At 40.0% G+C, this 14482-nt stretch carries 14 protein-coding genes; 4 read left to right on the top strand and 10 right to left on the bottom strand.

Annotated elements, in window-relative coordinates:
* Window positions 1-11 precede the first annotated feature (11 nt).
* A complete protein-coding gene (locus tag F972_RS06565) occupies window positions 12-1199 on the top strand; it encodes a vWA domain-containing protein (RefSeq protein ID WP_004681972.1) in 1188 nt (395 codons plus the stop codon).
* A 16-nt stretch (window positions 1200-1215) separates the two neighbouring features.
* Here F972_RS06565 and F972_RS06560 read toward each other — a convergent pair whose 3' ends face one another.
* Window positions 1216-1629, bottom strand: coding sequence for a type II toxin-antitoxin system VapC family toxin (locus F972_RS06560; RefSeq protein ID WP_004681970.1), 414 nt, complete (start codon window positions 1627-1629; stop codon window positions 1216-1218).
* Entirely contained in the window at window positions 1626-1892 is a 267-nt protein-coding gene (locus F972_RS06555; RefSeq protein WP_004758079.1) for an antitoxin, read from the bottom strand. Before F972_RS06555 ends, F972_RS06560 begins: the two co-directional genes overlap by 4 nt.
* 185 nt (window positions 1893-2077) lie before the next feature.
* Between F972_RS06555 and prmB the strand changes: the two genes are divergently transcribed.
* Both prmB and aroC read left to right on the top strand, forming a co-directional pair.
* Window positions 2078-3088, top strand: a complete 1011-nt coding sequence (prmB, locus tag F972_RS06550) for a 50S ribosomal protein L3 N(5)-glutamine methyltransferase (protein WP_004758081.1) — start codon at window positions 2078-2080, stop codon at window positions 3086-3088.
* A gap of 10 nt (window positions 3089-3098) precedes the next feature.
* Window positions 3099-4190, top strand: a complete 1092-nt coding sequence (aroC, locus tag F972_RS06545) for a chorismate synthase (RefSeq protein ID WP_004758083.1) — start codon at window positions 3099-3101, stop codon at window positions 4188-4190.
* Between the two features lie 109 nt (window positions 4191-4299).
* Here the strand turns inward: aroC and F972_RS06540 are convergent, their stop codons facing one another.
* Entirely contained in the window at window positions 4300-5529 is a 1230-nt protein-coding gene (locus tag F972_RS06540; protein ID WP_004758084.1) for a GGDEF domain-containing protein, read from the bottom strand.
* Between the two features lie 452 nt (window positions 5530-5981).
* Between F972_RS06540 and F972_RS06535 the strand changes: the two genes are divergently transcribed.
* Complete coding sequence (locus F972_RS06535) at window positions 5982-6728, top strand: iron-containing redox enzyme family protein (RefSeq protein WP_004681963.1); 747 nt, start codon at window positions 5982-5984, stop codon at window positions 6726-6728.
* Window positions 6729-7268: 540 nt separating this feature from the next.
* Here the strand turns inward: F972_RS06535 and F972_RS06530 are convergent.
* From F972_RS06530 to F972_RS06500, 7 genes are all read right to left on the bottom strand, one after another.
* On the bottom strand, window positions 7269-8012 hold the full coding sequence (locus F972_RS06530) for an adenosylcobinamide-GDP ribazoletransferase (RefSeq protein WP_004758088.1): 744 nt from the start codon (window positions 8010-8012) through the stop codon (window positions 7269-7271).
* Window positions 8012-8617 carry a histidine phosphatase family protein gene (locus F972_RS06525; protein WP_004683804.1) on the bottom strand — a complete coding sequence of 202 codons (606 nt, stop codon included), beginning with the start codon at window positions 8615-8617 and terminating at the stop codon, window positions 8012-8014. Before F972_RS06525 ends, F972_RS06530 begins: the two co-directional genes overlap by 1 nt.
* A complete protein-coding gene (gene cobT / locus F972_RS06520; RefSeq protein WP_004683802.1) occupies window positions 8610-9677 on the bottom strand; it encodes a nicotinate-nucleotide--dimethylbenzimidazole phosphoribosyltransferase in 1068 nt (355 codons plus the stop codon). The genes F972_RS06525 and cobT overlap by 8 nt, the downstream gene beginning before the upstream one ends.
* A 1-nt stretch (window position 9678) precedes the next feature.
* A complete protein-coding gene (gene cobU / locus F972_RS06515) occupies window positions 9679-10197 on the bottom strand; it encodes a bifunctional adenosylcobinamide kinase/adenosylcobinamide-phosphate guanylyltransferase (protein WP_004683800.1) in 519 nt (172 codons plus the stop codon).
* Window positions 10198-10199: 2 nt separating this feature from the next.
* Window positions 10200-10823 carry a 2'-5' RNA ligase family protein gene (locus F972_RS06510; protein ID WP_010589527.1) on the bottom strand — a complete coding sequence of 208 codons (624 nt, stop codon included), beginning with the start codon at window positions 10821-10823 and terminating at the stop codon, window positions 10200-10202.
* Window positions 10824-10896: 73 nt separating this feature from the next.
* Window positions 10897-13029: a bifunctional mannitol-1-phosphate dehydrogenase/phosphatase gene (mtlD, locus tag F972_RS06505; RefSeq protein ID WP_004769325.1), complete on the bottom strand. Its 2133-nt coding sequence runs from the start codon at window positions 13027-13029 to the stop codon at window positions 10897-10899.
* Window positions 13030-13224: 195 nt separating this feature from the next.
* On the bottom strand, window positions 13225-14481 hold the full coding sequence (locus tag F972_RS06500; RefSeq protein ID WP_004769324.1) for an MFS transporter: 1257 nt from the start codon (window positions 14479-14481) through the stop codon (window positions 13225-13227).
* Window position 14482: the final 1 nt, after the last annotated feature.

Genomic DNA, 14482 nt, shown 5'->3' with positions numbered 1-14482 from the left:
AGTGTTTACCAATGTTTGTACGATTGTTTTACACCTTGCGCAAATATGGTGTACCTGTAACAACTCGTGAGCTGATTGATCTCAATCAGGCGGTGGCATCAGGTCTGGTTTTTGCAGATCAGGAAGAATTCTACCAATTGGCTAAAACCATTTTAGTCAAGGATGAGCGTTTCTTTGACAAGTTTGACCGTGCCATGAAAGACTATTTTGATGGCATTGAAACTTTTGATCTTGATGAATTACTTAAACAAGTTCACAAATTGCCAAAAGACTGGTTTGATCTTGAGCTATTGGAGAAACATCTCACTCCTGAACAACGTGCAGAACTACTCAAAGCGGGTTCGCTTGAAGAACTGATGAAAATGCTGGAAGAACGCTTGCGGGAACAGCATAAAAAACATCAGGGTGGCAATCGTATGATTGGTACAGGTGGAACTTCACCTTTTGGTGCTTTTGGTGATCATCCAGAAGGTGTCCGCATCGGTGGGCCAGGGCGTAAACGTTCAGCGGTAAAGGTGTGGGAACAGCGCAAATACCAGAATCTTGATGACGATCAAGTGTTGGGAACACGCCAGATGCAAATTGCGTTGCGTCGTTTGCGTAAGTTTGCCCGTCAGGGTGCAGCCGAAGAACTCGATGTTGACGGTACCATCCGTGAAACGGCCAAACAGGGTATTTTGGATGTACAACTCGTGCCTGAGCGCCGTAACCGTATCAAGGTGTTGATGCTGTTTGATGTTGGTGGTTCAATGGATGCTTATATCGCTGAATGTGAGAAGTTGTTTAGCGCCGCAAAATCAGAATTCAAAACGCTGGAATATTTCTACTTCCATAACTGTCTTTATGACTATGTATGGAAAGACAACCATCGCCGTAGTTCAACACGCATGAATACATGGGATCTATTCCATACCTATGGACGTGATTACCGTGTGATTGTGGTGGGTGATGCCAGTATGGCACCATACGAACTCAAGTCGGCAGGTGGTTCAGTTGAATATATGAATGATGAGTCGGGCGAAGTATGGCTTAGACGTTTACGTCAGCATTTTGACAAAACCGCTTGGTTAAATCCTGAAATGGAAGGTTACTGGCATTACACCCAGACCATTAACTGGATCAAAGAAATTTTTGAAAATCATATGTATCCAATGACACTAAAAGGCATTGAAGATATGACCAAATATTTATCTCGTTAAACTTCATAAGGCTGATTCATGTTGGATCAGCCCAGTTTTCCAGTGTTAAATCTGTAATGCGATTAAATTCCTTACAATTGTTGCTCACCAAAATACATTTTTCGGCAAGTGCATGACTTGCAATCCATAAATCATTATTACCAATCGGTGTTCCAGCTTGTTTGAGTAATAGTGCATGATGAGCATAGTACTCACAAAGTTGTTGTTGAGTACTATAAAGGACAGGGATTCGCAGAATCAGGTTTTCAAGCTGTTTTAAAACAACAGTCTTTCGCTGACTGCCGTAGGCTCCTTTTAATAATTCCGCATAACTGATAAATGACATACACAATTCATCATCCTGTGAGAGTTGATTGACTCGTTCAATCACACTCAGGGGTTTATTCTTCATGAAATAGATCAGAATATTGGTATCCAGCATATATTTCATAAAGCATCACGCTCTTGTACTTGGTTATCCTCTAAACGATTTTTTTCTAGAGCCTCAACAAATTCATCATCAAATTCATTTAAGGCTTGCCATAATGCTTCACCTCGATTTTCATTTAAATCTGCAATAGGATGAATGACCAAATCTCCATTCTGATTCAAAAAAATTTCTACCCGCTTGGTATTTAAACGAAATTCTTGTGGAATACGAACGGCTTGACTATTGCCATTCATAAATACACGAGATGTAATTGATGTGCTCATCATAGCCTCCAATGTATGTACACATAGTGTGTACATTAAAGCATTAAATCAAAATATTGAATAGGATTTAATCAATCCAATTGATCTATTTTTTGTTTTCAGTGGATTAATGATGAAACATTAAAAAATAGTTGAAAAACACGATAGAATAAGCCGTTTTGCAATCCTTGCCTGTGGAGACCTACGTGGATCGACCAACCATTCCCCCTGAACATTTACAAGAAGCGTCTGAGCATTTATCAACAATTCGGGATTTTATCCGTTTTGGGGTGAGCGCATTACGCCAATACGATGCACATTTGGGGCAAGGTACAGAAGATTATTTTGCAGAAAGTTCAGCTCTGGTTTTGCAAACATTGTCACTGGAATGGTCTGCTGATGCAGAGATTCTAGATGCTAAACTTTTACCAAGTGAAAAAGCTGAATTTTTAAGTTTATTGGAACGCCGTATTAATGAGCGTGTTCCGACCTCATATTTATTGAATCTTGCATATTTCTTTAATAAACCTTTTTATGTGGATGAGCGTGTACTGATTCCACGTTCACCAATTGCTGAGGCGATTGAACAACGTTTTGCGCCATATTGTCTGGATGAAAATGGGCAGATGCGTGAAGCCTTGAATAATTTACCTGAGAATCCAGCAGCAAAAACGCCGCAACGTATTCTGGATATGTGTACAGGTTCGGGATGTATTGCTGTGGCCTTGGCTTATGCTTTCCCAGACTCGGAAGTGGATGCAACCGATATTTCCAAAGAAGCTCTCGAAGTCGCTTCAATCAATGTGGAGCATCATAACAAGCAATATCAAATTGCGTTGCTTGAATCTGATCTATTTGCAAAAATTCCTACTGAAAATCAATATGATCTTATCGTGAGCAATCCTCCTTATGTCGATGCAGAAGATATGGCAGATTTACCTGATGAATTCCTGCATGAACCTGAGTTAGCCTTGGCTGCGGGTCAGGATGGTTTGGACCTTGTTCGTAAAATGCTGGCTCAGGCGGCTGACTATCTTACAGAGGATGGCCTGATTGTGATTGAAGTGGGCAACTCTGAATGGGCAATGCGTCAGAACTTTAATACAGTGGACTTCCATTGGCTGACATTCCAGAAAGGTGGTACAGGTATTTTTGCACTCACTGCTGAACAATGCCGCCGCTATAAAGATATATTCCAGCAATCTATTCAAAATTAAGGGGCTGAAAATGGCAGGCAATAGTATTGGTCAACTTTTTCGGGTAACCACCTGTGGTGAGTCACATGGTGTCGGGTTAATGGCGATTGTTGACGGTGTACCACCAGGTCTGGAACTGTGCGAAGATGATTTACAAAAGGACTTGGACCGCCGTAAACCAGGAACCTCTAAATTTGCGACCCAGCGTAAAGAACCTGATCAGGTTGAAATTATTTCAGGTGTTTTTGAGGGTAGAACTACAGGCACACCAATTGGCTTGTTGATTCGTAATACCGACCAGAAATCTAAAGACTACGGCAATATCGCGCAGACATTCCGCCCTGGACATGCTGATTATACCTATACGCAAAAATACGGTTTCCGTGACTATCGTGGGGGTGGACGTTCAAGTGCGCGTGAAACGGCAATGCGAGTTGCCGCTGGTGCAATTGCCAAGAAATATCTTGCTGAAAAATTTGGTATTGATATTCGTGGCCATGTCACCCAAATTGGTAATGAAGTTGCTGAGAAGCTGGATTGGTCGGAAGTACCGAACAACCCATTTTTCTGTGGGGATGTTGATGCCGTGCCGCGTTTTGAACAGCTTGTAACCTCATTACGTGAACAAGGAACCAGTTGTGGTGCAAAACTGGAAATTCTTGCTGAAAAAGTGCCAGTGGGCTGGGGTGAGCCTGTTTTTGATCGTCTGGATGCGGATATTGCCCATGCCATGATGAGCATTAATGCCGTTAAAGGTGTCGAAATCGGTGATGGCTTTGCTGTTGCAGGGCAGTTTGGTCACGAAACCCGTGATGAACTGACCACAGATGGTTTCCTCGCCAATCATGCTGGCGGCATTTTAGGGGGAATTTCAAGTGGTCAAACCATTCGTGTTGCGATTGCCTTAAAACCAACTGCAAGTATTACCACCCCAGGAAAAACCATTACAATTGAGCGGGAAAATACGGATGTGTTAACCAAAGGTCGTCATGACCCATGTGTGGGTGTGCGTGCCACGCCAATTGCCGAAGCCATGCTGGCGATTGTGTTAATGGATCATTTCCTACGCCATCGCGCACAGAACGCAGATGTGATTTCACCATTTCAGCCAATCGAACCTTAATATAAGCTTATAATTAGGCCACACATATGATTCATTCTATGTGTGGCTTTAATAGTATTTTAAATATATCTTTAAAACTTTTTAAGTATTATTAAATTCAACAACAAAATTATAGTGCTTCAGAAATAACATTATCTGAAGTGGAAATATAATATTGATTTCTACCATTACTCTTGGCCACATATAATGCATGGTCAGCTTGAGAAATAAATTCCGAAAGACTGTCATTTAAACGCGGTGTGACTGTTGCCACCCCCACACTAATCGTAACATGCTCGGAAACATGACTTCTTGGATGAATAATTCCTATATTGCGAACCAGCTCCATTAACCGTTGTACCTGTATCACAGCTTGATCTTTATCTGTCATGGAGAATAACAATAGAAACTCCTCACCACCATAACGGGCAGCGAGATCGCCACTACGAGAGGCAATTGAACCCAATAAAATGGCAATCCGCCTTAAACACTGATCTCCTTGGATATGCCCCAGGGTATCGTTGTATAGTTTAAAGAAATCAATATCAATCATCATGATTGTAATAGGCATTTCATGGCGAATGGCTCGTTTCCATTCATTTTCAAGAACCTCATCTAGATAACGGCGGTTGGCCAAACCAGTTAAGGCATCCTGCCGCGATAGAACCGAAAGCTGCTGTGCCTGACGTATGAGCTCCAGCCGATTAAGTTCGATCATACAATTCTGTAAATAGTTTTCCCGATGTTGCCTGTCTGTGGCATATGCCAATGCCATACCCAAAAAGCTGCTAAAAGTATAGGTGCGGTTTAAAAAAGTCCAATCAATATAGCCACTTAGCCATGTACTAGCGATCAAACCCACAAGCCCACCACACCATCCAGCAAGAATGGCTGTGTAGAAACGCATTCCCACAAAGCCATAAATAATCACGACTGCATACATCATGGCAGCATGAAATAGCACATTATGTTGGCCTTGTTCTAATACGTTGATCAAGGTGAATATAATTGCAACAGCGCCCATTGATCCCAGACAAACATAATGATCAAACCATTTATTCATGATGGGAACAAAGGCTAGTAGCCAGGCGAGTAAAATGATAATACCGACCCAACCGTAATACGCACCCCATTCAAGACGCAAAACAGGGGGTAATACCTGATAGGTACCGAAACTAAGAAATAAATATAAACCTAGAATGATAGGCGCACGATAACGAAACTCATGGGCAGCCTCATTTCTGTATTGATCTCGATAGATCACTTCTAATTCTTTAGGAAACCAAACTAAATTTAGCCCGCGAGAAATTAGTAAGTCGATTTGTTCTTGTCTCAATATATTGGAAGCTTTCAACTTCATCTTATCTCTCACCACTTCCAAATATTGTTATAAATATCAAATAGGAATTATTTTTTACTACGTTACACTGATTTTAAAAAAAATGTGTATCATATTATAAAAAATTATTAATTTTTTTAACTCAATCATGTTTTATTATTCAGAATTTATCATACGTCTAACTTTCATCAGAAGTTCTAATTATGAACTAGTATGATAGACCTCTTGCGAAAATCAAAATTTTATCAGTGATAAGCGTTGATTTTTAAATATATATTAAATTCTAAAATAGTCAAAAATAATACTTTCTAAAGAGATCTAATGTTTCAATTTACTAAAATCTTAAAGAAACAAAAAATGTTACAAATTAAACAGTAATGATTGTATATTTACTGTATTAGAATGCAATTTAGACAAAAACAACAATCATGGAATGTGATTGAATCAAGTCATACGAAATAGGATGCATCGCAATGACTGCTATGAATCAATATGCAACAAAACTAGAAATTACCCCTCATACTGAATGGGCTCAACGGTTCTGGGATGGACTTTTACCTGCAAAAGAAAGAGTGAGTAAACATCCTTTATTTTTAGACATGGCGAGTGGTTCATTAAGCCTTGAATGTTTTCGTTCGGCATTACTTAACTTTTACCCTTTAGTTGCTCATTTTCCATCCTATATGGCAGGAGCATTGGCCAAGGCAACTTCTTTCTCATTGGATGGTGTAACTGAAACCAGGGACTGGCTTATTCAAAATATTAAGGTTGAAGAACGCCATTTAAACTGGTATCAGGATTGGGCAATGGGTTTTGGCCTTACACTGGAAATGCTGAATGAAGTAACACCACCTGCCGCCATGAATGCAGTCAATCATTTTCTCTGGACAACCAATTATCGAGGGAGTCTGGCCGAAAGCATTGCCGCAACAAATCTGGCAATTGAGTGGGCAACAGGGGACTGGACTATACAGGTGTATAAGGGAATTCAAACCTACACCCAACATCCAGAAGTCAATATTAATAAACGATCACTTGCCTGGTTAAGAGCACATGCACATTATGATGACCTACATCCTTATGAGGCTATGGAACTGATCAAGCGACTGTGTGACAAAGATCCAGTTTTGCAGAGAAAGGCTTTTTTAGCTGCCAAAGAAGGATTGGCCTATTATGAGCTTGCTCTTGATGAGTGCTATAAGTTGCAGCATAAAAATTAAAATCCATAAGACAGCTATTTAGTTAATACTAAATAGCTGTCTGGTTTTTATATTTTGATCAATTTAATAGTTGCATTTTTTCATCAAAGTTTTCTAGAACAAGACATTTTAAATGTTGCAATTCATCAAAACAGGTAGCGTAAAAACCACATACATCAGAAAGGACCTTGCAGCGCCAGCTCACGAATGAGCAAACATCTTTTCAAAGCATTATTTTATAGAGAGATTTCTACAAACTAAGGGCTGAAGTTATTGAAGCGAAAAAGTCTGATCTTTTACAGGGATACCTAAATGATCCAGAGCATCATGCAAATTATCCTAAAAATTAAGATGGAAAAATATTTAGTTTGTATTTCGCATAATGTATATTATGTTAAATTTAGTACATGATACTTTAAGTTCATAGGCATCGTTTTTAACAACATCGGTTTCTACTCCTGAGTTCAGGCCTAAACATGAAAATGAACCAACCGCCAGTAATGCCTTTTGTAAACGAGAAAATGGAAACATTTTCACACTCTCAACCCGTCTTTTTATATTTTAAGCAATATAAAAATAAGCAACCACAAATGCAATGAGTACATTCATTTCGATTAATTCAATACTTGCGCCAATAGTATCGCCTGTAATTCCACCAATTCTTTTGATAAATAGTGAACGCAAATAAAAAAGTAACAGTAAAAAGCTAATAAGTACGACTAAGCCATACCATTTGAACAGATAAAGCAATGATAATGTAATGACAAATACTATCCATGAAATAGCTTTGGGAAGAAAATCCGTCATTGAACGTCCCAAACCTTTATCTCTGACATAGGTTGTGGTTAAAAACAAAAATAAGGCGACATTACGTCCAAGCATAGGAACCAGAATCAAAAATGCATTCAAATGCTGTTCAATTAACACATAAAGTGCTGTAAATTTTAACAAGCACACTATGATAAGGCTGAGCACACCAATTGGACCAGATGCTGGGTCTTTCATAATCTGTAAGGTACGTTCTCGATCTCCAAAACCGCCTACCCATGCATCTGCGGTATCGGCAAGACCATCCAAATGTAGGCCACCAGTAAGCCAAATCCAGATGACCAAGACAATACTGGCTAACAGAATGGCGGGTAACTCGATCAGAGCAACAGATAATCCAAATAAAATCAACCCAATCAATAAACCAATTACAGGATAAAATAATAGGGATTGTGCATTTTGCCTTGCCGTGGGAATTTGCTTTAATTGCACAGGAACAATGGTGAGAAATTGCAAGGCAATCAAAAATGGCAACATTACTCAACCTTTTCAAAAGATAATTGTGCTGGTTGATGAGACAACCTAAAGGAATGTAATTGCCCAAGTTCAGCAGACATTCTGAGTAGGTTATCCAGGCCCTGTTGTTGTGCCAAACAACTTAATAATTTAATCACACCGCCATGTGTGACTACCAATGCAGACTGATAGTGATGTTGCCGCATATATTCGGCAATCTGCTGAAAACCATTGAAGACACGTTGATGAAACTCGACTAAAGATTCCCCGTTTGGCGCATGATATTGGGTTGGAAATTGCCAGAAATTTGCCAATAACTCAGGTAATGTTTCATAGATGGTTTGAGTTGAAATGCCCTCCCAATCACCGAAATACATTTCCTTGAGATATTCATTTATAAATAAGGGTCGCTGTAAATCATTTGATAATTTTTCGGCAAATAATCGGCAACGCTGTAAGGGTGAACTAACAACTACATCCCAATTCTTTTGATTAAGATGATGTTGAACGGTCGCCTGCATTTGTGACCAGCCCTGTTCTGTCAGTTCGTCATCCAGCCAGCCACGCAAGGTATGACCTAAAGTTGTCTCACCATGACGCAACAAGTCCAGCCGTAACTTAGCCAACTTTATCACCTGAAACCACCGCTTCTGCAAAGGTTGCCATTTGATTATGCAACGCACAGGCAAGTTGAAGCATGGATAATGCTGCGCCTGCACCACTACCTTCACCTAAACGCAGGTTCATGTTTAAAATTGCTTGGGCATTCAGTTCTTTTAAAATACGTTGATGACCATATTCAGCCGATTGATGACCAAATAACATCCATTCTCTGGCCTGTGGCTGAATACGAACCGCACATAAGGCAGCAACCGAGCTAATAAAACCATCAACAACGATTGGCAACCCCATTTGTGCGCAACGCAGATATGCTCCTGTCATGGCGGCAATTTCCAGTCCACCGACCGCTGCCAAAATTTTCAAAGGATTATTCTCAACATCTGCTTGATGCAGCTTTATGGCCTGATCAATAACTTGAATCTTGTGTTGTAATTGTTCAATATTAATCCCCGTGCCCACACCTGTAAGCTGTTGCGCTGATTCATCTAGCAGTAAACAGGCAAGTGCCGAAGCTGAACAGGTATTGCCAATCCCCATTTCACCTGCAATAAAAATATCAGCCCCTTTCGATTTCGCTAGGTCTACGCTGTTTTTACCCAATTGTAATGCAGCCTGACACTCTTGTTCAGTCATTGCAGCCTGTTTGGCAAAGTTTGCTGTACCTGCACGAATACAGTGGCGTTCAACGCCTGCATACTCATAAGCATCACCAACAGTTCCACAATCAATCACCTGTAAATGAGCCTGATGATGCTTGGCAATCACACTGATCGCTGCGCCACCTGATGCAAAATTTTGCAGCATTTGGCGGGTTACGGCTTGCGGATAGGCAGAAATATTTTCTTCCACCACGCCATGATCGCCTGCAAAAATGCTAATCCACGGTTTATTGATTTTTGGAAAAACTGTACCCTGTAAACTTGCCAAGGTAATTGCAATCTGTTCTAAATCACCCAATGCGCCTGTCGGTTTGGTCAGTTGTAATTGACGTTGCTCAGCCTGCAATTTTGCATCCAGATCAGGATGCTGAACTGGTGCTAAATACCAATGAGTTTGTTCAGCCATATTATTTTTCACCTTTTAAAATCATTGGAAATCCTGCCACACAAAACACCACTTTATCCGCCAATTGGCCTAATGCCTGATGTAAACGCCCTGCCTCATCCACAAAACGTCGGCTGATTTCACCCATCGGCACAACACCAAGCCCTGTTTCATTACTCACTAAAATGATGTCTGATTTCAATTGGGGCAATACTTTCATTAATTTTTCGGTTTGTTGCTGCTGTAATGCTGTATCTTCAGCCAATAATAAATTGGTCAGCCATAAGGTCAGGCAATCCACCAAAATGAGTTGATTTTCCTGATCAAGTTGCAGTAATTGATCTGCCAGAAAAATGGGTTCTTCACAGAGTTGCCAATGACTTGGACGTTGTTGCTGATGATGTTGAATGCGTTGCTGCATTTCTTCATCCAATGCCTGCGCCGTTGCAATATAGACAACTGATAATCCGCTTTCTTTGGCTGTTTGTTCAGCCAGACGGCTTTTACCTGAACGTGCGCCACCTAAAATCAGTTGCAACATATTTAACCTAATTGAATTTGATGATAAGGATAAAGTAATCCTTGTAAAATCTGGGCTTTATAATAGCCGAAAGTGAGTTGGTTCACCTGAATTTTCATGTTCTTTCGTGGCAGTTTTTGAATACGTTGCAGAACCAAATCACTGGCCCAAGTATCACCATAAAGCCCCAATGTGATATGTGGACAATAATCAACTGCTGCAATCTCTGTTGAACTTTGTGCAAGTTGTTTACGGATTTTGCCTAGGATGTTGTTCTGATCATGGATATGCAGGAATAATGCACTACTAAAGCTATCAATCTGGGTCATTTCCAGCTCAAAAGGTTCTAGCCGTAGTTGTTGAAGTAATTCAATTTGGTGATTTAAGGTCTTAATTTCAAAATCATCATCAAAATTGGGATGATGAGAAGTTAGAAAACCACAAACAAACAGTGTGATATGATATTGGCGCTGGTTAGACTTGATCAGTAAATCTGAAAATTGTGCCCTGATACCATCTAAATAGCTGATGAATTCAGGTTGGTAAATCTCAATATACCACACCCCATAATCCGAACGCCCACGATGCCATTCAGGATAGTCTCGGATTTCAGTGGCCATCAGTTGACTGGATGCTTGTAATAACACAACATTTAGAATGACTTTAAAGTTGTGCTATTCAAACATAATTTGCCAAAAAACTTAAGGCTGAATATTGAATTTAGACATATTCAGCCAAAGTCATCCAGGCTTTTTGAACATTGAAATAAAGTGGATTTTTTTGAAGTTGTTGCTGAATTCCCTCATATAACAAGTTAAGCAAGGCCTGTTTTTGGGAATCTAAAATGTCCAGTTTTTCAACATTTTCCTGTAGATGCTGCACAATTTCAATTTCATCCAATGCCAGTATGGTTAAGGCATAGACATAACCCCCAATTGCGCCTGTTAATAGGTTCTGATAAGGAAGCTGTTGCTGAATATGATTCTCAAGACTGCCCAAAACGCGCTCATTCACATTCAGCTTGCATAAAGGATTTCTTGCGACACGTTCACAAGGGTCTTTATAAGCTGATCGACAAGAATTTAAAAAACTTTCTGCCATACGATCCAGCTCTTTCGATTGGTTTGGCACAATACTTCCCAAACCCAGCTTCACCTCATCAACCAATTTAGTCATAAAGTTTCTAAGTTCTGAATCGGCCAATGCAATACCGATGGTTTCATGTCCCGCCAGACTCGCCTGCCAAGCCAGCATGGCATGACAACCATTCCACAAACGGTTCTTGATAATCTGAATATCGGAAATATGATCAACTAGAATCATTTGGCGCATTTTGCTCAGCAACGGACTGCGATTTTCCACATAAATCGGCATATCCACTTCGCTATTGAACAAAATTAAGTCCATATTTTGTAAAAACTGCCCCGCCTGAAATTGTCCGCGCATATCTTCCAGACACACCTTGAGTTGCTGTTCCTGTTTTTCAGACAACGCCGTTTCATCTGATAATTCTATGGTGTCCTGATTTAAATCATTCTGATATTGCTTAAATAAACGGTGCTTGATGTTTAACTGGCGATACAGTGCCTGATCGCTGAGCTTGGACACCATGCGATTAACCACGGTGTCACAGAAATAGTGTTCACTTAAAATATGCTCGGCAATATCCTCATCGGTGATTTCAAGCAGTGCTTCACGGAGACATTTCAGAATCAGAAACTTGGCCCCAACCTTGTTCAACACGATCAGGAATGTAATCGGCTCATCGTTCTGTGTGTCCTGTGACATAAAACGTGCCAGTAAACCTTTGGCAATGATTTTTGCTTCAGATGCAATCGCCTGTTCAGGTAGACACAGTGCAATCAAACTGGATTGCATATACATATCCAGCATCTGCTGTTCATTGTCAGCATTGATTACTGTTAGATTCTCAATCCGCTCATCGTAAGAACATTGGCCATAGCGGATGCTGTAGCTGGCAAAACTATTGACTGACTCAAGATATAAACGGTTTCGGGTCGATGCCAAAATTCGCTGTGGTCGGGTGAAACCATCCCAGTGAGATAAAATCTGGGCAATATAGCCACCGCCAATCGCGCCAAAACCATGAATCCCCACAGTCAACTGGTTCAGGCTTTGTGGAAATGGTTCCTGTAACTGTGGCATGCTCATTTCAGGAATATACTGATCCAAAGCATTCAGACAATCGTACATATCCTGGTAATAAAACTTTGCCTTGGAAAGCATCTGATCATTGGGCTCTTTAATATCTTTAAATAACAGCGTAATACCACCTGCATCACAGGCTGAGCAAATTCCATTTTGGGAGTCTTCAAACATAAGGCATTGTTCAGGCTGTAAATTTAGCTTTTGGGCAGCCTGTAAAAAAATTTCAGGATGTGGCTTGCCCCGTTCAACTTCATCACCACAGACCAGTAGGTCAAAAAATTTATAGACATTGGCGTTAATTAAATATTCTTCCGCAATTGCCCGACGGCTTGAAGTCGCTACAGCTATTCTTAAACCAGATTTTCTTAAGCGTTCCAGAACCTGCATCAGCCCTTTCTTGACTGGAACACCATTTTGACGAATCAATTCAAGTTCCAAGGTATCGGCACGCTGACGAATCTCTGGATAGGAGATGTTGTCTCCATAATATTTTTTTGCAAGTTGTTCAGCAGTTTTTGCACTTAAGCCCAGGCACTGCATCAAATAATCATCTGAAAATTCCTGTCCAATGAGTTCCTGAGAAGCCTGTTTTAATGTCTGAAAGCGTAATCGCTCTGTATCAAACATTGTTCCATCCATATCAAAAATTGCCCCCTGAACAGGATAATCATGAAAAATCAGCATTGTTACTCCTTTGTTTTGTTATACGTTTTATAGGGTAACTAAAAAATAGGCTTAAAATTCAAATAGTAAACAAATGAAATAAATTTGATTAAAAAATAAACATAAAGGCGCCTCATCATAGCAATATATGACTGAAACAGTCGAAATACTTGCATTATGAGGAAAAAGATGAGTCATTTTTAGCCAAAACCCCTTTTATTCATTAAGTAGCAATGCGGTTTCACCCTCTTTTCGAATCAACATCCAACTAAAATAAAGGCCAATCGATAGGGTTAAGAACAGTAATAAATAGAATGGGAAATGGGTATTAAAACGGTACAAAAATGTACTGAGTAAGGGGCCAACAATTAAACCTAATGCCTGTGTCGCCGTACAAAAACTTGCCATTTTAACCTGTGATTGCTGAGATACCGCTTGGGCAGCGCCTGTAGTAAATGCGGGTAATAAACATGCCACAGAAATACCATAAAAAATATAACTGGCCTGAAACACAAAAATTGTAGGTGCGTAGAGTGAAAGTAATAGACCAAAACACATGGTGACCAAACCAATAATCACCAAACTATTTAATTTGAGTTTAAACACTTTCACGATTAAAAGCTGGGTTAGCACCAAACAGACCCCGACAACCAACATGCATTGAGAAAAATAAACTGCACTCTGTTGGCTACTAAGATAAAACTTATCCTGAATATAAAAACCTGCCGTCATATTTAAAGTTACAATTGCAACATAAGTGACAAAACCTAGAGTTAACCAAATCAGACTTTGCTTCAGAATTGGCTCATTCGCTCGTGCATTTTCTTTATCTTGTTGCGGATTGAATGACTCAGCCTGAACTTGCGGACTTTTATTAAACAGGATGCCGAGTGCAATACTGACTAAGCAAAGTAAAACCACAGCAATCCACATCGGGAAAAGCAAACCACCAAACAATAAAACTGATGTTGCAAACGGGCCGATAATCATCCCAAAACTATTCATCGCACCAAACATAGCCATTTGTTTGCTACGATCAGCGGCTTCACTTGCATGTGTCATCACATAACTTTGCAGACCAATTTGTGGCAAAGCCATAAAAATGCCTGTAGAAGCACGACTCAATACCAGTAAGATAAAAATGAATAACGTGGGTAAAATCGCATGTGTTCCAAAATACAGAATCAAGGTAAAAATAGCCCAAGTAAAGGTCATTCCCCAAAAACCATAATTGACGAGTTGGTTGGGAGATAGCTGATTTTTCTTTTTCGCAATCCAGATCGAGGCAATCGCCATAAAGATTGCCCCTGCTGAAACAATCACACCACCTTGGAATTCAGATAAATGTAATTGTCGTGTCAATGGAGCAAGTAAAGGGAGAATCATGGAAAAACAAGTTCCATTGATCAAAGCAGCCAGCGCTAAAAACTTTAAATTATTGTTCATCATGAAAATCATCAAAAGAAAAGGCATC

The organism is Acinetobacter sp. CIP 102529, from assembly GCF_000368325.1.
Taxonomy (GTDB): Bacteria; Pseudomonadota; Gammaproteobacteria; order Pseudomonadales; family Moraxellaceae; genus Acinetobacter; species Acinetobacter parvus.
The sequence above is the reverse complement of the archived record's forward strand: the minus strand, read 5'-3'. Positions and strand labels throughout refer to the sequence as shown.